This window comes from Nocardia asteroides (assembly GCA_019930625.1).
Taxonomy (GTDB): domain Bacteria; phylum Actinomycetota; class Actinomycetes; order Mycobacteriales; family Mycobacteriaceae; genus Nocardia; species Nocardia sputi.
Genome location: CP082844.1, coordinates 5,523,773 through 5,543,428, shown reverse-complemented (window position 1 = coordinate 5,543,428; position 19,656 = coordinate 5,523,773). Strand labels below are relative to the sequence as shown.

Below are 19,656 nucleotides of genomic sequence, written 5' to 3'. Positions count from 1 at the left end.
GCACGCGGTGCGGCCGGCTCGGCTGGTTGCCCCGTTCAGCGAGCACACGGCAGCGGAGTACTCCTGTCGGCGCGACCCCACAGCCACCGCGTCTCTCGGCCCCGACTTCCCCGGTGACAGCGCCACACGGAAGGGGAACTGCGACAGCCGGTGCGCCCGGACGCTTGTCGACGTGGCCGAACCGGCGTGGTCGGCGGTGGGGTGCAGGCAGGCGCACCTTCGTGCGGCAGTCGGCGGTCAAACCGTGATGCGGGCGAGTGCGCCGGTTTCGAGTGCCGTCCACAATGCACCGTCGGGACCGAGGGTGATGCCGTGCGGTTCGGCGCCGGGGATGGGCAGGTCGTATGTCTCGATCACGCCATCGGTGGTGATGGACCCGACACGGTTGCCGCCCCACTCTGTGAACCACAGTGCTTCACCCGGTCCGGCGGTGATGGCGTGCGGTCGGGCCGCCCGGTCGGGTAGCGGGAACTCGGTGACTCGGCCATAAGTGGTGATCCGACCGATCTGTCCGGCGGCGATCTCGACGAACCACAACGCGCCGTCCGGCCCCGCGGTGATCCCTACCGGCGCGGCGGCCTCGGTCGGTAGCGGGTGGACGGTGATGCTGCCGTCCATGTCGATCCGCCCGATGGCATTGGTCTGGTTCAAGGTGAACCACATTCCACTGTCCGGGCCGACGGTGATCGCGGACGGGAACGCGCCCGTGGTCGGGAGCGGGAACTCCGTAACCGCACCCTCGGTGGTGACCCGGCCGATGCGATCGGCGGTGGTCTCGGTGAACCACAACGCACCATCGGGTCCGGCGGCGATGCCGAACGGCCCACACTCCCGCAACGGAAACTCCGTGATCTCGCCTCCTGTCGTGATCCGGCCGATTCGGTGCGCCTGGTACTCCGTGAACCACAACGCACCGTCCGGGCCGGACGCGATGATCGTCGGCCCGCAGTCCAGGTCGAGTTGGTGGTTCTCCGGTTCACCGCCGGGCACCAACCTGCCGATCTGTCCACTCCGGACAAGCGTGTACCACAGGGCGTCATCCGGGCCCGTGGTGATCGCGTACGGGCCACCGCCGGGCACGGCGTTGTGTTGGATAGTGGTCATCGGATTCCCTCCGCGATGCGGACGATGTCGGCAGGAGAGCCGGCCATGATGGTGCGGGCGTGCTCGGTGACGAGTTCGGTCGGCCAGTCCCACCAGGCGGCGCGGAGCAGGCGCTCGATGTCGGCATCGTCGAAGCGTCGGCGGATCGGACGGGCCGGGTTCCCGCCGACGATCGTGTACGGCGGCACGTCCGCGGTGACCACCGCGCCGGTCGCGATGATCGCGCCGTCCCCGATGGTGGTACCGGGCATGACGGTGGCCTGGTAGCCGAACCACACGTCGTTGCCGACCACGGTATCGCCCCGGCTGGGCATGCCCATGACGATGTCGAGAGTCTTGTCAGCCCACTCACCACCGAACATGGTGAAGGGGAACGTGGACACGCCCACCGTCGGGTGCTCGGCGCCGGCCATCAGGAACCGCGTGCCAGCGGCTATCGCGCAGTATCTGCCGATGACCAGCCGCTCCGGACCGTAGGCGTAAAGCACGTTGCGGGACTGGAACTCCGTCGCGCCGTCCGGGTCGTCATAGTAGGTGTAGTCGCCGACCACGATCTTGGGCGAATTGATCAGCGGCGCGAGGAAAACCACCCGCTCGTGCGCAGGCAGGGGATGGACGGTCGTCGGATCAGGTGTCAACTTCCAGCTCCTGGTGAAGGGATGTCTGCGGGAAAGCTATCGAGGGAGTTGCGGACGCGGCGAGACGGCCCCTGCTCGGTGACCATCACGGCCGGCCCGACGATCACCGCCTGGCCGGCTCGTTGGTGTCGAACATGGTCATCACGCTACGGGCGGCGACGAGATAGGAATCTGTCACACCCTCGGCCTCCCCTTCGGGGCTCGCCGTCCTCGACGACGTCCCCAGCCGCAACCCTGGGCGAAGCCCTGCTGCGCTGCGGCATCTGAGCACCGAGGTTGCCGGGGTATCGACAAGTCAGCGAAATGCTGGTTCAGAGAACAATTGTGAGCATCACGCGACGCCCTCGCGGCTGCCGACGCCTTCGTAGCTCACCGTCAGCGGGCTGCTTCCAACCTTGACGAACTGTTGTGTTTATGCAACATTTAGTTGTATGACCCCTGTGAAGCGTGGGAAAAATCTTCCTATTTACAACCGCATCGGGGTGTTACGCGCCGAGCGGAGAATGAGCCGGGCCCAGCTTGCCGAGGCGATCGAGGTGAATCCGCAGACGGTCGGGGCGCTGGAACGAGGCGATCACTATCCGAGTCTCGATCTGGCGCTGCGGATCTGCGATGTGTTCGGCCTGCCGGTCGAGGCGGTGTTCTCGCGGGAAGAATTCGCGCCGCTGTCCACGGCGGTCTACCGGAACGACGGAGGGGATATTCGATGACGCACCCGAACCTGCTGGAGCGCTACCAGGCTCGCCGGACACGCCGGTTCGAGGTCTACGCCGAGCGCTGGGCCCACATGTTGCCGCGGTGGCGGACGCGGCGCCGCCGCCGGTTGCTGGTGGTGGCCCTCGCGACGATGTTCCTGGCTCTGACGGTCGTCGCGGTGCTGATCGCGTGCGGTCTGGAGCGGGGACCCCTGCTGTGGGCGCCGATATGTCTGCTGTTCTTTCCGCTGTGGATATCGTTGCAGATCGTCTCGGGACGCCAAGCCGACGCGCCCGTCGGCGCTCTGGACGAATGGGAGATCGAGCAGCGCAACGCGGCTCGCTCAGTGGGGCTCACCCTCACCCAGACGCTGGCGATGATTCCTGCGATCTGGCTGATCGTCGTGGGCGGATTCACCGACCTCGACAATATCCAGTCCGCCTACGCGGGCGGGGTGATGCTGCTGACCGCGCTGCTTGTCGGCGGTTGCACCCCAACAATGATCCTGGCCTGGACCCGCCCCGACGCGGAAGCCGAGGACGAGTGATGAACCTGCTCGCCGGAGACTTGATGCTGCTGCTTCTCAACGAACGTACTGGGCGCTCATTGCGCCGACGTGTGTGGCGGGTCGTGTCGAGTCTGGCGGGCAACGGTTTCGTCCGAGCGACACGCATTGCCACCGCTCGGCACCGATCTGTGCGCCGAGCTCTACCCTTTGACTGTGGCGACCACCCGTTCGGAGTTCCACACCCACCAGGACGTGAGTGCGTCCTGCGCCCTGTGCACACAGCCCGTGGACCATGCGCCGCCTCGGCATATGACTGCGGCGGAGTTTCGGGAACACGGTCGCGCGGTGGTGGATTGGGTGGCCGACTACTGGGAGCGGCTGGAGTCCCTGCCGGTGTTGTCGACGGTGCCGTCCGGTGCGGTGCGTGCGCAACTGCCGTCATCGCCACCGGAGTTGGGTGAGCCGTTTCCCGACCTGCTCGACGATATGGATCGCATTATCGTGCCCGGCTTGACGCATTGGCAGCATCCCGGTTTTTTCGCCTACTACCCGACGGGCGCGTCGGGTCCCGCGGCGCTGGCCGATCTGCTGGCCTCCGGATTGGGCGTGCAGGGGATGCTCTGGCAGACCAGTCCGGCCTGTACCGGGTTGGAACAGCATGTCCTCGACTGGCTTGCCGGGCTGATCGGCCTGCCCGAACGCTTCACCTTCGCAGGCACCGGCGGCGGCGTCGTTCAGGACAGTGCCTCCACCGCGATGCTGGTCACGCTGCTCGCGGCGCTGCACCGGGCCTCTGGCGGGCAGGTGGCCCAGGAGGGTATCGGCCTGGGGCGCTACGTCGTCTACACCTCCGCCGAGGCCAACTGTGGCTTCGAGAAGGTCGCGCGCACCACCGGTCTGGGCTCCTCGGCGGTGCGTTTCATCGAGACCAGCGCCGACCTGTCGATGGACCCGCAGGCACTGCGTGCCGCGATCGAACACGACGTGGGTCTCGGGTTCACTCCCGTGCTGGTGATGGCGACGGTAGGCACGACGTCCACTGGTGCGATAGATCCGGTGGAACTCATCGGCCCGGTCTGTCGCGAGTACGGCGCCTGGCTGCATGTGGACGCCGCGTATGCGGGCGTCGCGGCGATCTGTCCGGAGCTGCGGTGGATCCATGCCGGCGTGGCCGAGTTCGCCGATTCGTATGCGACCAACCCGCACAAATGGCTGCTCACCGCCCTGGACTTCGACGCTTGCTACGTCGCGGATCGCGGCGCTCTGACCGGCGCGCTGTCGGTGCTGCCGGAATACCTGCGCAACGGTGCGAGCGAATCGGGTGCAGTAGTGGACTACCGGGATTGGCAGGTGCCGGTGGGACGTAGGTTCCGGGCGTTGAAGTTGTGGGCGGTGATCCGCTGGTACGGCGCGGCCGGGCTGCGCGAGCATATTCGGCACAGTGTGGCACTGGCCCAGCAGTTCGCCTCCTGGGTCGGAACGGATGAGCGCTTCGAAGTGCTGGCTCCGCATCCGCTGTCGCTGATCTGTTTCCGGCTGCGCGGAGACGATTCGGCGAATCGGGAACTGCTCGATGCGGTCAACGCGACCGGACGAGTGTTTCTGTCACACACGAGGGTTCGTGGTGCGTTCGCACTTCGGCTGGCCATCGGCGGCACTGCCACCCGAGGCGAGCATGTCGCCGCCGCGTGGGCGCTGCTGAGTGAACGCGCTGGCAGCGCACGATACTGACTCGGCCGCGGTGATGCCGCGTTGCCCCGGAGGGGGTAGTTCGGCCACCACTGCCGGCCGACTGTCTCGTTGCTGGCCCGATTGCCAGCCGGTTCACGCGGCGCCAGGTCGTCGGCAGCGGAAGGGTGAGACGCAGCGGTGCACCCGCGTGACGCCGACCATCCGGCGCCATCACAGCAGTCCGGTCCGGCGGCGCTGGACACCGCGTACGTGAACGCCGCCGAAGCACCCTTCGGCGGCGTGCTCACCCATCTCGGGCATTCAGTAGACGGTGAATGTGCCGACCAGCTCCGCTTCGGTGACGCCGGGACAGGATTGGTCGGTGGTCACGGTGTTGTCATCGGATGCGGTATGTCCCGCGTAGGTACCCGATACGATCACGATCGGGAACAAGGCCGGACCCGAGCCCTTGGATTTGCTCTGATTGCCCGCGGCCGCGCTGCTGATCGTGCTGGTGCTGCCATCGGACCAAGTGATGGTCCCGGTGCCCTGGTGGATGTTGACTTTCCCGTCGCACGATGCGACTTCGAAGCCCTGCTCGTCCATGCTCACCGGGTACGGCTGCCCCTCGTCGACGGCAGTCCCCGTACAGTCGGTGAATTGGGCGGTAGCCGTCCACTCGACCTTCGACGGCAACGAACCCAACCCCGATCCGGCCCAGTTCACAGTGCCGTGTTCGGTGCAGGTGATGATGGGGACCGCGGTAGTGCCACCGGGCGGCGCAGCGATGCCCGGGGCTGCGAACGGGATCACCCCGAGCGACGCGCTTGCGAGAACAACGGCTCCGGCCAGACGATATCGAGTGAACATGCGTCTCCTTGGTCGTTCCTGCTTGCCTGACGTCCGCTCCAGACATTAACCGGCTACCGACCGCGGAACCGGTTCCCCACGCCCCGCGGCGTTGCGGAGACGACCGGAAACTCGCAGTCCGGCCGGGCCTGCACACGACCAGGCGGCAGAGGCGAGCAACGCTGGCTATACCTCTCTCCGCGGTCGGACCGGCGCTACACCTGAAACGGGCTTGCTCCTCTGGACGGCGCGTGCGTCAGAACGCGATGTCGCCGCTGTGCCTGGACTGCAGCATTCGGCGTGCCCCCGTCAGTGCCGCGGCGCCGAGGACCTGTTCCAGTTGCTCCCAGCGGGTGACGAGGTCGGCGAGCATCATCATCATGACATCCGGGAATGCGTAGAGGAACGTTTTGTAACGGTAGTGGTCGAGGTAGTAGAGACGGACTGCGGTCACGGCGGTGACGGCGGCGGTTCTGGCGTCGAAGAACAGGTCGTGGCCGCCGAGGATACTGCCTCTGGCCAGTACGGCGCGGTCGTAGACACCGCCGAAATCGACCTCCACGTCACCCTCGGCGACGACGTAGACGCCGTGGGCGGTGTCGTCTTCGCGGCAGATGGGGTCGCCGGGGGCGTAGGTGAGTTCATCGAACATGGAGGCAAGGGTTTCGAGGTCGGCGTCGACAAGGGGCGCGAACAACGGCACGCCGAAGGGGTCCACACCATCGCTGAGGCACGCCACGCGAGCTCTCAGACAGTCGAAGCCGAGGTGCTTCATACGCATTCGCGCGAAGCGTTTCATGCGGTCGATATCGCGGCGCTGTCGGCGCGAGGTCTCGGTGCTCGGCGGGCTGTAGATCGACGGGTCATCGGCGATTCGGGCCGCTTCGCGTAGACCCGACTCGTAGGCACTGTGGACGCAACCCCAGTGGTAACTGTTGGTCGCCTCGCCCGCGAAGAACAGGCGCGCGCCGACGGGTTCGGCGAGCGCGTCGAGGTCGCGCGGGGAAGCATCGACACCGATGCAGGCGTAGGAACCGAGCGCGTAGGGATCCGATGACCACGCCGTTCGGGAAACATGCCTGGGCTCCGGAGTGTTCGTGCCGAAGATATCCCGCACGACGCCGACAGCGTAATTCTGGACCTCGAAATCGGTCCAAGACTCCGAGTCGCGCCCGAGCGATGCGCCGAGCAGCAGCACCAGAATCGGCTTACCGTGCGACTTCCACATGCTGATGACAACGGTCGGGTAACTGTCGGTCTCACGGCACAAATAACCGAAGACGTATTGCTCCGCAGGCCAGAAGATTCGGTCGTAATGCAAGGCGATCTTGTTCAGCACGCCGAACCCGACGCGGTCGATGGCATGACGTTTGGTTTCCGGCAGTAGCGGACTGAACTCGATCCCATTCGACTTGAGGACGCCGAGTGGTACGGTGACCAGAACCTTGTCGGCTTCGTAGACGCCGAGGTCGGTTGTCACCCGCACCGGCGTCGAGCCGTCGCCGGTCTCGATCCGGCGCACAACGGTTTCCAGTTCGATGGTCAGATCCTCGGCGAGTGCATCGACCACCGCCTGGTAGCCGCCGTGCAGGACGCTGTCGCCATAACCGTAGACGCGGTAGCCGTCTTCCCAGAACTTGAACGAGAGGCCGCCGGGATCCTCACCGACGTCCTCGCGCAGAATCACATTGAGGTGATAGCGGATGCCCTGTTCATCGTCGTCAGTGTGGCCCGCTTCAGCGATGATTTGGTCGATGACCGCAGCGAGCGGCACATCGGGATGTCCGCTGCGCCGGGCGATCTCCGCGCGTCGCTCCAGTTCGTGGAGTAATTCGTCGGCGAGTTCCAGTGTCCGGTTCTTCACCGTCGCGGGGCTGATCTGCCGATCGGGTCCGAACAGCGTCAGGCTATCGAATCCACCGGTATAGGAACTGTCGCCGCCGACATAGCTATGCGGGATTTCGAGTTGTTCGACCAACTCTGTGATCGGATTGCCCTCCGTACCGTGTATCCAGTGCGCGCCCAGGTCGACACCGTCGCTGTCGGTCCAGATCCGGCCGCCGATCCGGCTGCGCGCCTCCAGCACGGTCACCGCATGGCCCCGCTTCTGAAGACATTGTGCCGCAGTCAATCCCGCGATACCCGCACCCACTACGAGCACGCTCGACGGCCTCTTTGCGATGGCAGCGTCGCCGATCGTTGCCTGCCCCGCGAGAGTGGGCTCCAAGCCATTGCTCGGTGAAAAATCACTCAGGTGCTCCATCGTCACAGTATCGGGGAAAGGCGTTGCGAGAGAGCACGTTCTACAATATTCGCATATTACCCAAGCGACCATTCCGAGATCCGAAACAGACAAGCTCCAAGTTTAAATCGGCTGACCCACCGGCGTTTCGATTTCACACCCGGTTCGGGGCGTGGGCCGCGGTGATGTGTGCGGCTTCCGCGGACCTTTCGGTGGCACTGGCGGTGGGCAACCTACTGCTGGGGTGAGTGTTCACCCGTGGTTGGTCACGAAGTGTGCAGCGGGATCGTGACGACCTGATTTACCGACTGGCCGGTGAACAGTGCGGCGCACACTGTCGGCCCTGCGCTCGCCTGCCGTAGGCGGGTGCACGGCATGGATAGTCACCCGTAGGCGATTCTCTCCAGCAAATCCAGCGCTTCGTCCACCTTGTTCAGTTCGCCGGACGGCAAGCTCTCCGACAAAACCTGCGCGAGAGCGTTGTTCGGTGACCCCTGCTGCCCGCGCACCCAGGCCACGCCATCGTCGGTGAGCATCAGGTTCACCCGGCGTCCGTCGATCGGGTCGCGTACGCCGACGATCAGTCCCTGATCTCGTAACCCGTCGACGACATTGCGCATCGTCTGCGGGCGCAACATCTCCAGGCGAGCCAGATCGACAGCGGCCATGGCTCCGCATCGATGCAAGCGTCCCAGCACAGCCCACTGCGTCGCGGACAATCGACACTCGTTCGGATCCCTCCGGGTGCGCCGCAGAATTACGGTCAATGCAATGCGCAGACGCGCCGCCGTGGCGGCCAGTGCTGTGGCGTCCGTGGTATCAACGGCCAACATAAACTCCTACTCACCCGAGCGGGACAATCCATGGGTGGCGTCCGGCCTCGGCAACGTCGCGACGAGTGCTTGGTCGTCGTCGAGGGACGATGGGCGGCCACAGGGAGCCCTGATCGCGCTCGATGCCGTGCGGGTGCGCGAGTTGTTCGCCGGATCCCGGCTCTGCAGCACCCGCCCGGCGGGTGGTATCGAACCCACGCGGCCACTCCGGCGCCCTGCCGACAGTCGCTCGACCGGACGCCAGATCGATCTCGCTGTGCAGGCTGCGCGGCGGTGACGACGTCGAACTAAAAACACGCCGTCGTGCTCACCATGAACCATGCCGCCACCGCCGCGTGCTACTCGGGCTGGCCGGTTACAGGCAGAAGCTCAACTCGACAGGGCCGACCGGGATAGGGATGCATACTTCCACCGAGCCCGCGACCGGGGTTGCCGCGGAGGTATCCGCCGAGGCCGTGCCGACGCCGAGGGCGGTGGCGGACAGCGCGAATGCGACGACGGTGAGCGGGCGAATAATTCTCGAGTTCATACAGTCATCCTCAGTCGTGTTCATGTGGAATTCCCGGGTTCGGGACGGAACGATCAGATCACGAACTCGGGAGCCGTTGCACGTCGTTTTCCAGACTCTGTATATATAGATCAACTCTTTCCGAACCCGTCGTGGATCATCACAGTATCAAGTGGCATTCACACTTGCTGTGACCCGAATGTACACGATAGTTCGGTCCATTGATTGTGGCATTTCGTCGCTGGCATCGAATATCTCCGTGGTCGCCAGGAGCCCTGCCGTGTCACACCCCGGACCTGCGCTGATAGGGGGAACTTCTGCACGGCGGCGGGTGCCAACCCGCCCATTCGTCGCATGCGGACGTCCGCAGTGGACGCGATGCGGACCACACGGCAGTTGTGCAGATGTTGTTCGTGCAGCATTCCCCTGGTTTGTCACCGCGCCCGCCGTCACATAGAAACTTGCTCCTGAAACCGACTTTTTGTCGGTGGTGCGTTGTGACGCCAGGGAAGAGGCTGTCGTTCGAAATAGAGCCTGTCACAAAAATCCGTTCGGCCCGCTTTTCGCTGCGCTATTGCCAGTACTTTGATCTTGGAAAACTCCTCATGCCTGAGAGGCTGCCGGACATTCGGAACCGTCGTCCCGCAGCTGCTTTCGATGCCTGGAGAACATGTTCCACCGACCGGACCGGCCCGTAGGCCTGGTGAAGGAGAAATATGTCCACCGACACCGATGCGACCCCTATATCGGACACCCCACCGGGAAGCCCCTGGCCCGAACGGCTTTCGTCGATCTCCCGCCATGATCTGCCCGCCTCGATCGTGGTGTTCCTTGTTGCCCTGCCCTTGTCGCTGGGCATTGCCATCGCCTCCGACGCTCCTCTCGCCGCCGGCCTGATCGCGGCCGCGGTCGGTGGCATCGTGGTCGGCTTCCTCGGTGGAAGCCCGATGCAGGTCAGTGGGCCGGCGGCCGGCCTCACCGTGGTCGTCGCCGATATCATTGACCAGTTCGGCTGGCAGACAACATGTTTCATTACCGCCGCAGCCGGCCTGTTGCAGATCGTGTTCGGAGTGAGCCGGATCGCGCGTGCCGCGCTGGCGATAGCACCGGTCGTCGTGCATGCCATGCTCGCCGGTATCGGTGTCACCATCGCACTGCAGCAGGTGCACGTACTGCTGGGCGGGGCATCGCGTAGCTCGGCCTTCGAGAACATCAGCGAACTACCCGGTCAGCTGCTCAACCCGCACGGTGACGACTTCGTCATCGGCCTGATCGTCATCGGCATCATCGTCGCCTGGCGCCGGGTACCCGACAAGGTTCGCCTGATCCCCGGCCCGCTGGCCGCGGTGCTGGTGGGTACGGTGCTATCGCTGGTGCTGCCTGGCAATCCGGACCGCATAGAGATCGACAGCTCGCTGTTCACCGCCATCGGCCTGCCCGACCTGCCGAGCGGCAACTGGGGTGGGGTGGTGTCGGCGGTGCTTACCATCGCCCTCATCGCCAGCGTGGAGAGCCTGCTGTCAGCAGTGGCCGTGGACAAGCTGCACACTGGCAGGCGCACCAACTTCGACCGCGAGCTGCTGGCCCAGGGCGCGGCCAACATGACTTCCGGCATGCTCGGTGGCCTCCCGGTCACGGGTGTGATCGTGCGGAGCTCCACCAACGTGGCCGCCGGTGCGCGCACCAGGGCCTCGACGATTCTGCACGGTGTGTGGATTCTCGTGTTCTCCATTGCGCTCGTCGGCGTCGTACAGCAGGTCCCGAAGTCGGCGCTGGCCGGACTACTCATCGTGGTGGGCGTCCAGCTGGTGAAGCTGGCCCACATCCAGCTCGCCCATCGCACCGGCGACCTGGCGGTATACGCGGTGACCATGGTCAGCGTGGTGTTTCTGAACCTGCTCGAGGGCGTGCTGATCGGCCTGGCTATGGCGTTCTCGATTCTGCTGTGGCGAGTGGTGAAGGTATCGGTACAGGCCACACCGGTGGCGGGCACCGACCGCTGGATCGTCCGCGTCGACGGCACGTGCACGTTCCTGGCGCTGCCGAAGCTGACCAAGGAGCTGGCCACGGTGCCGGCGGGTTCCGACGTACTTGTCGAGCTGACCGTCGACTTCCTCGACCACGCCGGCTACGAGGCCATCCGCGATTGGGTCCGCCAGCACAAAAGTACCGGCGGGAACGTGGAATTCGTCGAGATCGGAACCGCGCGCATGGAACACGCCATGACCGGCCCGCCTCGGCGCGGCCGGGCGCGCGGCATTCTCGACGAGGTGCTCGTCCCGTGGCGCGAGCGCGACGGCGACGCGGTCGCAGCCGGCGTGGTCGCCTACCATCGCAGCCACGCCCACGTGATGCGGCCGCACCTGAATCAGCTGCGCGACCGGCAAGATCCGCACTCGCTGTTCCTCACCTGTGCCGACTCACGCATCGTGCCCAATGTGATCACCAACAGCGGTCCCGGTGACCTGTTCACCGTCCGCAACGTCGGCAACCTGCACCCCGCAGACGGATCGGACGCCTCGGTCGAGGCGGCCCTGTCCTTCGCGGTGGACAACCTGAAGGTGCACAACGTGGTGGTGTGCGGCCACTCCTCCTGCGGTGCCATGAAGGCCCTGCTGGCCGGCACCTCCGCGGGACCGGGACTGGACACCTGGCTCACCCATGCCCGCCCAAGCCTGGATGCCTACCGTGCCGGGCACCCGGTGCGAGCCGCTGCGGCGGCCGCGGGATACGACGAAACCGCCCAGCTGAGCATGGTCAACGTCGCCGTCCAGCTCGAGACCCTGCGACGCCACCCGGTGATCCGCCAGGCTGCCGCTGCCCGCGGCCTGACAGTATCGGGCCTGTTCTTCGACATCTCCACCGCCCGCGTGCTCGAGGTCACCACCGACGGCATCAGCGAAATCACCGACCAGGTCGCCGAACCGGTCATCGTGACCGGTCGGGTGCGAGTTCGCCGGTCCGTTGGATGAACTCACGCTGCGTGGTGGTGCCGACACCATGCGGACCACACGTCGATCGCCGAATTCCCGCGTACGCCGCCGCAAGGTGAGCCCGCCCACTACCCTTTCTCCACTGGGGCCCCGCCGTTCTGGCACACCGCGCGAGTGCGTGGCACTGCCCGCCGTCATCTGCCGGGCCAGGAACATCGGCGAGGATGAGTCGAAAGGCAGATCAACTTCCGCGCAGCGCGGTGATGACCTGGTCAGCGGCGGTAAGGTGGCCCCGACAGTTGCCCGGCTCGCCACCGTGCCGTCGCCCGCCCGATATCAGTTACCGGAGGCTCGCCGTAGAGCCACTCACGGGCCAGGCGATGCCAATTGTTGGTCGTCTCGAGCTGACCGAGCGCAGCGAAGGTGAACAACTCCGCCCGCCTGGAGAACACGTGCTCAGCCGGAAGCAGCTGATGGCGCATACCCCGGAATTCGTCCGCCCTCGGGTCGACGGCGAGCACCACTGCCGCGGTGGCGAGCTCGGGGGTGATCGTGATCTGCTCGTCGAGCAGATGCCAACCCGAGGCAGCCCATACGTATTCCAGACATTCCTGTGGTGTGACGCTCGCGTCCGGGTCGATGATGCCGCGTCCGACCCACGCCTGGTACAGATCCCCTGCCCGGTGTTCTCCGGCGGCTAGCAGGGACGCACGCTCGAACTCGGCGTCCGCGGGATTCATCCGGTAATAGAGCCCGAAATCCACGAAGGCGAGTCGACCGCCCCCGTCCAGTAGGATGTTGCCGGGATGCGGGTCACCGCAGAACTCGTAGTCGGAGAACAGCGAACTGATGTAGAAGCGGTAGATCAGCTCACCGATCCGATCCCGGTCGGCCGCGGGCAGAGCCTGAATCTCTTGAAAGGACCTCCCTTCGACGAACTCTGTCACAAGAACGTGGTGCGTGCAGAGTTCTCCGACACTGTCGGGGACGGTGATGAAGGGATGTTCGTGGAAGCGCGACGCGACTGCATGCTGAGTCCGCGCTTCGCGAAGGTAGTCTAGTTCACCGCCGATGTTGCGTGCGATCTCGTCCAGCACGGCGACGTCGGCCGCGCTCGGCAGCACGGATCTCCACACCTTGGCGAACAACTGCAAGTTACGCATGTCCGCATGAACGGCCTCATCCACACCGGGGTACTTCACCTTCACCGCGACAATGCGCCCGTCATGCAACCTCGCCCGATACACCTGGCCGATCGAGGCTGCGGCCACGGGCGTCTCCTCGAAATCGGCGAACACTCGCGACATCGGCCCGAGATCACTCTCGATGACCTTCCGCATCGCCTTGAACGGAACCTCCGGTGCGCGATCTCGAAGTTCGGCGAGCTTCACCCGAAACAGTTCACGGTGGGATTCGGGAACGAGGTCGACATCGAGAACCGACAGCATCTGGCCCAGCTTCATCGCCGCGCCCTTCATGCCGCCGAGCACTGTGACCATTTGCTGCGCGGCTTGCAGAGCGGAACGCTCAGCGAGTATCTGCCGGGCTTCGTCAGGCCGACCGATCATGGACAACCGAGTCCCGACTCCACGCGCAGCCTGCCCCGCGACCAGTCGGCCCAGCCGACTGCCCCGCGCCAGTCGACCTCTGGGCAGCTGACCGGCCGCCATCAGTACCTCCGTGGGCCGACCCATGACCTGTATCCCGTCGCTGGTTTCGGCCGTTCCCGCAACGTCGGCCGTCACTTCAACGGTCTAACAACTTACAACAAGCGGCAGTGATATACGACAGCTGAAGTTGAAGCGAGCGAAGCTCAGGACTGTGTCAGCGCGTCCTGCCGGTAATCCCGGGAGTGTGTGCCGATCGGCTGGAATCGAGTGTGCCCCAGCTCACCGCCTCTTCGGAGGCTTATGGCGTGGCAACAAACCGCTCGAGCGCCAGACCGGCTTGTCAGCGATCCAATGCTCCATGCGTTCATTGCCGGCCGCTCCATCTTCTGCGACTGATTGACGATTCGTTGTTCGCACCGAATCGGGCATTCCACCCTGATCGACCTCCGACGACTGGCGTCCACCGCTGGATCCAGTGGCCGAAGGATCGCGCAACTCCTGGCCGACGTTCGCTGCTCGCGCGGCTTGTGAGCGCCATCGCAAATAGTGAGCAAACGTGTCGCGTAACCACCGAAGAATTCCTTTTGACGGTGTGATGAATGGTCTTCCGCCGCATGTCATCGCCATGGTTCACCGACATCGAGGGGTCGGGCAAAGAAGAGTGGAAGGTGAGTTCGGGATCCTCTTATCGTTGGACCACGACCGATGTAGGGCCAGGTCGAATGCGTTCGCCGGGAGTTCGGCCGCCTCGCACGGCTGCCGACCGCACCATCGGCCGGTAGAGCCGCAGCAACCAGGCGGAAGGGAGTCGACGATGACAGCCGACGGGGCACTTGGGAATGGATTGACCGTCTCGGGCAAACCGATGCCCTTACCCACACACGGCGTGCGGGAGGTGTCTCGGCAGCTGGCCCCTGGTGACGTCGTCCCTGGTGACGCCGCCGCCATCACCAGGGTCTGTTTCGAGCTGTCAGCCAGCATGCTGGACGGGCAGGATCTTCCGGCGAAGACCGGCCGGCTGGCCGAAGCGGCGGCCGATTGGGCCCGGGAGGGCGTGTCGATCGACACGATCCTGCATTCCATCCACGAAGGATTGAAACTCGGTATGGATGTCATCTTCTCGAACGTGACGGTGAAGGACTACGCCAATCTGGTAGACGGCGTGAAGCTGGTGGTGGAAATGCTCGACATCATGAGCGCGACTGTCGCCCGTGCCTATGTCCGTGAGTACAAGGCGGCAGTCAGTGAGCACCACACCGCCGTACACACTCTGACCTCCGCGCTGCTGGGGGGATACGCCACCACAACAACGGCCTGCGAACACGGAATAGGCATTGCCGACGAGTATTCGGTTCTGGCAGTGGATATTCCAAAACACCCCGACGAGCAGCATCCGATGCTCGACGGCAAGGTCGTCGCCCGCCGCAAACTGCGCCGCCTGCAGGCCGAGCTTGCTACCCGCTGCGGCGAGAACGCACTCGCGCTGCTCAGTGTGGACGGTGGGACGATCCTGATCCCGACTGCGACGCTGAGCGGCGGGCGTCTCGACGAACTGCTCGCCCAGCTGTCGGCCGCCGCGCGCGTACCCCTGACAGCGGCCGTTGTCACAGCATCGGCCACTGAAGTGCCCGGTGCAGCCGACCGCGCTCACGAACTGCTCGACACGGTGCGGCGGCTGCAGTGTGCCCCCACCCTGTACCGTTTCACCGATGTGGCGTTGGAGTACCAGCTGACCCGGCCGGGTCCGGGTCGTGAAAGTCTCGGGTCGCTGCTGGACCCCCTCGACGATCACCCCGAACTGCTCCAAACCTTGCAGTGTTATATCGGTAACAACCTCAATCGCCAACGCACCTCCCGCTCGTTGCAGATCCACACCAACACCGTCGACTATCGGCTCAAGCGCGTCAGCCAGCTCACCGGATTCGATCCCACTACTACGTCGGGTGTGTGGCAGCTACGTTCGGCGCTCATCGCCCGCACGTTCAGCAAGCGCAGCCAACCCGATATCCAGGTCGACGCCGTGTAAAACTGCCATTGCGAATTCCGACCATTCGGACACGCCCGCTTCATATTCGAGTGTGACGAAGTTGTGTGGTTGCACGAACATCGCGATCTCAGCCGGAGACCAGCCAGCTCAGCTTCAGCCGTATGCCGTGATCGAAGGTGGGACGGTGACTCGGCGATCCATGTCTCAGGCGGACATACGCGGCAATTCATCTGTCTGCTCCTGTTGTGAGCAGGATCGTCGGCGCGGTGTCAGTCGCTGAATGTGACCGCTACCAGCCGAGCGGCCGTTACCCGCTCCGGTGACTGATAGTGCGCAGTGGCTATCCAGAGCTTGTCGATGCCTCGATTTCGGCTTCGGCCCCTGCCGCGATCAGGCGGGCGGTCATGACGATGACTTCCTGGCGCTCGCCGGTGTCAGCGTCGAGTAGCGCGGCGCGGACTGCCGCCGCGAAACCGACGTTGATCAGAACGAACGCTATCGCGTCGTGGGCATTTCCATTGCCGGGGCCGAGCACCTGGATCAGCAGAACTTTCAGTAGTGCGCGCAGGCGTGGTTCGAATCCTGGGAGGCCGCTGTTGTAGTAGGCCAGCCCTCCCGCCAACGCCCGCACCAGTGAAGCATTGGCCACCAGTTCGTCGGTGATGGCCTCGAGGATGGTGATGGCCAGTTCCAGAACGGTTCTGCCGGCGGAATCGGACACGCTGCGAATAAGGTGCTGTTCGATACTTTCCAGCAGCCTTTCCAGCAGTTCGTCCACCATGACCCCACGGTCGGTGAAGTGTCGGTAGACAGTATTGACGCTCACCCCGGCCTCGGCAGCGATCCGGTTGGTCGAGGTATTGGCGATCCCGCGTTCCCCGAACAGGCGTGCGGCAGTATCAAGGATGTGCTCCCTGGTCGCCTTCGCGCGTTCCTGTGTCGGACGACGAGTCGCCTTCTTCTGCGGGGTCACCTACCCGCTCCTGTCTGCCGGCCCGGGAGGCTCGATGTTGTGCGGCTTGACGGTGGGCCAATCGTTGCGCGTTCGACCTGCGTCATGCCGAGTCTCTCGTGCGTTCGGATTCGATCCACGCAGCGACCGCACGCGCGGTGATGGTGAGGGCCCGTCTACGTTGCTGGTCGTCGATCTCCAGTACCGACGCGCGGAGCGCTGCCGCGATCCCGGTGTTGATCAACACGATGCTCATGATGTCGTATTTGTGGTCGTCGCCTGGGCCGAGCAGCTGGATGACCAGCACTTTGGCGAAAAGACGTAGACGGAGTTCGAGTTCGGGGATGCCGGTGTCATAGAACGAGACCCCGCCCGAGAGCGCGCGTATCAACTGGGCGTTGGCCACCAACTCGTCGGTGATGACCTCCAGAATGGACGCCACCAGCTCCGCGGTGGATTGTCCGGCGAGGCCGAACACACGCTGGGTGAAGCGCTGTTCGGCATTTTCCAGCAGCCGCTCGATCAGCTTGTCCACCATGACCGTGCGGTCGGTGAAGTAACGGTAGACAGTGCCGACACTCACTCCGGCCTCGGCGGCGATCCGGTTGGCCGAGGTGTTGGCGATCCCGTGTTCTCCGAACAGGCGTGCGGCACTGTCGAGGATGTGCTCCCGGGTCGCCTTCGCGCGCTCCTGTGTCGGACGACGGGTGCCACTGTTCGACGGCATAAATACTCCTGCCTGCTGTCGCTGGGAAGGGTCACCGTCGCCAACCCTACGGTCTGTGGGAGCGCCGGATGAACGGACCTGGTGCACTTCCGGTGGCGGCCGGGTCTCGGTGACGGCACGATGTCTCGCGGAAAGGGGAATCTGCTGTCGGTGTGGCATTTCGCCGCACCGATGCCGCCGGGAGGAACTGGTGATGGTGCAGCGGCGGCGCCGGGTGCTTTGTCGACACCGACTACCGGGCCACCAACGACCCGGCCCATCTGGCTCTGTTCGTACACTCGGGCGTGGCAGCGACGCTACTTCGCGCGGACGAGGGGACGCGATCGGACGGTGTGATGGGCCGGCCGTCCATGGTGCCTACGGTGCTTGCACCAGTGCAGCGGTGATACGCCGCACCGCAGGCAATACCAGCAGCAGCGTCGGGAAGGCGATGGGCCAGGATACGGCCCAGGAACGCAACCAGACCCCGATCGCGAGGCCGTCGCTCATCAGGGTGCTGATCAACGAGACGATGCAGGTCATCAGGATCGACAACAGCATCGGCATGATCACCGAGGTGTAGCGGGCGGGCAGCTTGCCGAAGCCGGTGCGGGACTGGGGATTCGCGGAATTCATCGGTCGCTCCGTAAACATCTCGTCAGTCAACGACGCCGCCTGGTGGCGGGCCGGTGCGTTGGTTGACGTGAAACGCTTACGGCGAGCGAGGTCGCGGCACCGAGCTTAAGCAGCCGCGTGCGGCAGTGCAAGTCCGGCTCGCACCACCGCACGGCGCCGAAGGTCCATCGGGTCGACACCCCGGGAGTGCGCCCTACTTCGGCGCCTGGAAGCCGCCGATCTTCTGCTCGAGCAGTTCGGCCAGCCGCAGCGGGGTGCGGTCCTCGAACATCGGACCGATGAGCTGCACTCCCACCGGCAGCCCCTCAGGCGACCGGCCCGCGGGTATGGCGGTGGCAGGCAGGCCGGGCATGGTGGCCACACCGGCCCAGACGAGCTGGTCGAAGTACGGGCACTCGACGCCGTCGATGTCGATGTGCCGGTTCTCCAGACCTCCGTTGTGGTCGTGCGGGAAGGCGGGAGTGGGCGTGATGGGGCACACCACGGCATCGAACTCGGCGAAGAGCTGCCGCCAGCCGTGGCGGTGGAGTTCGCGACGGTTGCTCGCCTCGACCCAGTCGCGGTGGCTCAGCACCATGCCGCGCAGCCGCGCCGCATCGAGACTCCGGCCGTCCGCGCTCAGGGCGGCGGCGTGGGTCTGCAGCTGTTCGTACGCGTCGAGGGAAATACCTGCGGCGGCGTTCGACAGCATCAGCAGCATGTAGAGCGTCGCCGCTTCGGTCGGATCGGGCAGCAGCGGACTGCGCCGTTCGACGCGGGCGCCCTCGTCGACGAGCGCCTCGGCGACCCGGTTCACGCCCGCCCGCACCGCCGATCCGGTCGGAATGAGCGGATGGTCCTCGATGATCAGGACACGGAAGTCCGACAGCCGCTCGTGGCGCGCGGGCGGCAGTGCGACGTCGTAGGCGACGCCGTGGGTCAGCGGGTCCGGTCCGGCCATCACCTCGAGCAGCAGCGCGAGGTCGCGGGCGGTGCGCGCCATCGGGCCGACGACGGCGAGGTCGAGGTCGACCGGCAAGGCCGGCGCGGGCGGCGCGACCATGCCGCGAGTCGCCGCCAGCCCGAGTGTCGGCTTGTGCGCGTAGACACCGCAGAAATGCGCGGGGGTGCGCAGCGAACCGGCGAGGTCGGAGCCGATGGACAGCGCGCCGAATCCGGCCGCCAGGGCCGCCGCCGAACCGCCGGACGACCCACCCGACGTGCGACCGTGATCCCACGGATTGTTGGTGGTGCCGTAGATCTCGTTGAAACTCTGGATATCTCGCAGCATCAACGGCACATTGGTTTTACCGAGCAGCACCGCGCCGGCCGCCTTCAACCGCGACACCTGTACCGCGTCCTCGGCCGGCACATAGTCCCGCTGCGCCGGCATGCCCCAGGTCGTGGGCAGGCCAGCGATATCGTAGGACTCTTTGACCGTTACCGGAATACCGAGCAGCGGCCGATCCTCGCCGCTGGCGCGCGCCTGGTCGGCATCGCGTGCGGCAGCCCGCGCATGGTCGAAGTCCGGTACACAGATCGCGTTGATCATCTTGTCGTCGCGCTCGATACGGGCGATCGCCTCGTCGGTCAGTTCCACCGAGGTCACCGCACCGACACGCAAAGCAGCCGCGAGTTCTTCGGCCGATTGAAAATTCCGCTCCATGAATTCGACGCTATTAGCCTGCGGCAGAGGACATAAAATGGTGCTTCGCACAACGGGAAAGTCGAACGGACCACCTGCATTGGTGAATTCACGCACCCGTTCTGCCATCGAGGACGGCCGACTCCAGGTCACAGCGTC

At 65.1% G+C, this 19,656-nt stretch carries 16 protein-coding genes; 5 read left to right on the top strand and 11 right to left on the bottom strand.

Annotation, left to right across the window (positions count from 1 at the left end):
* Nucleotides 1–237: 237 nt before the first annotated feature.
* Together K8O92_25235 and K8O92_25230 are read right to left on the bottom strand one after the other, a co-directional pair.
* A complete protein-coding gene (locus K8O92_25235) occupies nucleotides 238–1,104 on the bottom strand; it encodes a virginiamycin B lyase (GenBank protein ID UAK31125.1) in 867 nt (288 codons plus the stop codon).
* The gene (locus K8O92_25230; protein UAK31124.1) at nucleotides 1,101–1,742 is read right to left on the bottom strand and encodes a CatB-related O-acetyltransferase; all 642 of its coding nucleotides are present in this window, start codon (nucleotides 1,740–1,742) and stop codon (nucleotides 1,101–1,103) included. Before K8O92_25230 ends, K8O92_25235 begins: the two co-directional genes overlap by 4 nt.
* 431 nt (nucleotides 1,743–2,173) lie before the next feature.
* Between K8O92_25230 and K8O92_25225 the strand changes: the two genes are divergently transcribed.
* The 3 genes from K8O92_25225 to K8O92_25215 all read left to right on the top strand — a co-directional run bounded on the left by K8O92_25225 (nucleotide 2,174) and on the right by K8O92_25215 (nucleotide 4,677).
* The gene (locus tag K8O92_25225; protein UAK31123.1) at nucleotides 2,174–2,452 is read left to right on the top strand and encodes a helix-turn-helix transcriptional regulator; all 279 of its coding nucleotides are present in this window, start codon (nucleotides 2,174–2,176) and stop codon (nucleotides 2,450–2,452) included.
* Nucleotides 2,449–2,985, top strand: a complete 537-nt coding sequence (locus K8O92_25220) for a hypothetical protein (GenBank protein ID UAK31122.1) — start codon at nucleotides 2,449–2,451, stop codon at nucleotides 2,983–2,985. The genes K8O92_25225 and K8O92_25220 overlap by 4 nt, the downstream gene beginning before the upstream one ends.
* A gap of 174 nt (nucleotides 2,986–3,159) precedes the next feature.
* Nucleotides 3,160–4,677: an aminotransferase class V-fold PLP-dependent enzyme gene (locus K8O92_25215; protein ID UAK31121.1), complete on the top strand. Its 1,518-nt coding sequence runs from the start codon at nucleotides 3,160–3,162 to the stop codon at nucleotides 4,675–4,677.
* 261 nt (nucleotides 4,678–4,938) lie between these two features.
* On the opposite strand, the gene K8O92_25210 is transcribed toward K8O92_25215, so the two are convergent.
* The 4 genes from K8O92_25210 to K8O92_25195 form a co-directional block, all read right to left on the bottom strand.
* The gene (locus K8O92_25210; protein UAK31120.1) at nucleotides 4,939–5,487 is read right to left on the bottom strand and encodes a hypothetical protein; all 549 of its coding nucleotides are present in this window, start codon (nucleotides 5,485–5,487) and stop codon (nucleotides 4,939–4,941) included.
* Between the two features lie 235 nt (nucleotides 5,488–5,722).
* On the bottom strand, nucleotides 5,723–7,822 hold the full coding sequence (locus tag K8O92_25205; GenBank protein ID UAK31119.1) for an FAD-dependent oxidoreductase: 2,100 nt from the start codon (nucleotides 7,820–7,822) through the stop codon (nucleotides 5,723–5,725).
* 269 nt (nucleotides 7,823–8,091) lie between these two features.
* On the bottom strand, nucleotides 8,092–8,427 hold the full coding sequence (locus tag K8O92_25200; protein UAK31118.1) for a MarR family transcriptional regulator: 336 nt from the start codon (nucleotides 8,425–8,427) through the stop codon (nucleotides 8,092–8,094).
* 469 nt (nucleotides 8,428–8,896) lie between these two features.
* Complete coding sequence (locus K8O92_25195; protein UAK31117.1) at nucleotides 8,897–9,070, bottom strand: hypothetical protein; 174 nt, start codon at nucleotides 9,068–9,070, stop codon at nucleotides 8,897–8,899.
* A gap of 695 nt (nucleotides 9,071–9,765) precedes the next feature.
* Between K8O92_25195 and K8O92_25190 the strand changes: the two genes are divergently transcribed.
* Nucleotides 9,766–12,021, top strand: a complete 2,256-nt coding sequence (locus K8O92_25190) for a bifunctional SulP family inorganic anion transporter/carbonic anhydrase (protein ID UAK31116.1) — start codon at nucleotides 9,766–9,768, stop codon at nucleotides 12,019–12,021.
* Between the two features lie 233 nt (nucleotides 12,022–12,254).
* Here the strand turns inward: K8O92_25190 and K8O92_25185 are convergent, their stop codons facing one another.
* Entirely contained in the window at nucleotides 12,255–13,652 is a 1,398-nt protein-coding gene (locus K8O92_25185; GenBank protein UAK35934.1) for an AarF/ABC1/UbiB kinase family protein, read from the bottom strand.
* A gap of 754 nt (nucleotides 13,653–14,406) precedes the next feature.
* Here K8O92_25185 and K8O92_25180 point away from each other — a divergent pair.
* Nucleotides 14,407–15,618: a helix-turn-helix domain-containing protein gene (locus tag K8O92_25180; GenBank protein UAK35933.1), complete on the top strand. Its 1,212-nt coding sequence runs from the start codon at nucleotides 14,407–14,409 to the stop codon at nucleotides 15,616–15,618.
* A 301-nt stretch (nucleotides 15,619–15,919) separates the two neighbouring features.
* Here the strand turns inward: K8O92_25180 and K8O92_25175 are convergent, their stop codons facing one another.
* From K8O92_25175 to K8O92_25160, 4 genes are all read right to left on the bottom strand, one after another.
* Nucleotides 15,920–16,552: a TetR/AcrR family transcriptional regulator gene (locus K8O92_25175; protein UAK31115.1), complete on the bottom strand. Its 633-nt coding sequence runs from the start codon at nucleotides 16,550–16,552 to the stop codon at nucleotides 15,920–15,922.
* Between the two features lie 82 nt (nucleotides 16,553–16,634).
* Nucleotides 16,635–17,258 (bottom strand): TetR/AcrR family transcriptional regulator, encoded by a 624-nt coding sequence (locus K8O92_25170; protein UAK31114.1) that lies wholly within the window; start codon nucleotides 17,256–17,258, stop codon nucleotides 16,635–16,637.
* 357 nt (nucleotides 17,259–17,615) lie between these two features.
* On the bottom strand, nucleotides 17,616–17,873 hold the full coding sequence (locus K8O92_25165; GenBank protein ID UAK31113.1) for a DUF2798 domain-containing protein: 258 nt from the start codon (nucleotides 17,871–17,873) through the stop codon (nucleotides 17,616–17,618).
* 193 nt (nucleotides 17,874–18,066) lie between these two features.
* Nucleotides 18,067–19,518 carry an amidase gene (locus tag K8O92_25160; protein ID UAK35932.1) on the bottom strand — a complete coding sequence of 484 codons (1,452 nt, stop codon included), beginning with the start codon at nucleotides 19,516–19,518 and terminating at the stop codon, nucleotides 18,067–18,069.
* Nucleotides 19,519–19,656 lie beyond the last annotated feature (138 nt).

Excerpts from the sequence above, each read along its gene's own strand:
- K8O92_25180 (UAK35933.1), top strand. The coding sequence starts at position 14,407 with ATGACAGCCGACGGGGCACTTGGGAATGGATTGACCGTCTCGGGCAAA.
- K8O92_25170 (UAK31114.1), bottom strand. The coding sequence starts at position 17,258 with ATGCCGTCGAACAGTGGCACCCGTCGTCCGACACAGGAGCGCGCGAAG.
- K8O92_25160 (UAK35932.1), bottom strand. The coding sequence starts at position 19,518 with ATGGAGCGGAATTTTCAATCGGCCGAAGAACTCGCGGCTGCTTTGCGT.
- K8O92_25190 (UAK31116.1), top strand. The coding sequence starts at position 9,766 with ATGTCCACCGACACCGATGCGACCCCTATATCGGACACCCCACCGGGA.
- K8O92_25225 (UAK31123.1), top strand. The coding sequence starts at position 2,174 with ATGACCCCTGTGAAGCGTGGGAAAAATCTTCCTATTTACAACCGCATC.
- K8O92_25165 (UAK31113.1), bottom strand. The coding sequence starts at position 17,873 with ATGAATTCCGCGAATCCCCAGTCCCGCACCGGCTTCGGCAAGCTGCCC.
- K8O92_25235 (UAK31125.1), bottom strand. The coding sequence starts at position 1,104 with ATGACCACTATCCAACACAACGCCGTGCCCGGCGGTGGCCCGTACGCG.
- K8O92_25220 (UAK31122.1), top strand. The coding sequence starts at position 2,449 with ATGACGCACCCGAACCTGCTGGAGCGCTACCAGGCTCGCCGGACACGC.
- K8O92_25210 (UAK31120.1), bottom strand. The coding sequence starts at position 5,487 with ATGTTCACTCGATATCGTCTGGCCGGAGCCGTTGTTCTCGCAAGCGCG.
- K8O92_25195 (UAK31117.1), bottom strand. The coding sequence starts at position 9,070 with ATGAACTCGAGAATTATTCGCCCGCTCACCGTCGTCGCATTCGCGCTG.
- K8O92_25185 (UAK35934.1), bottom strand. The coding sequence starts at position 13,652 with ATGGCGGCCGGTCAGCTGCCCAGAGGTCGACTGGCGCGGGGCAGTCGG.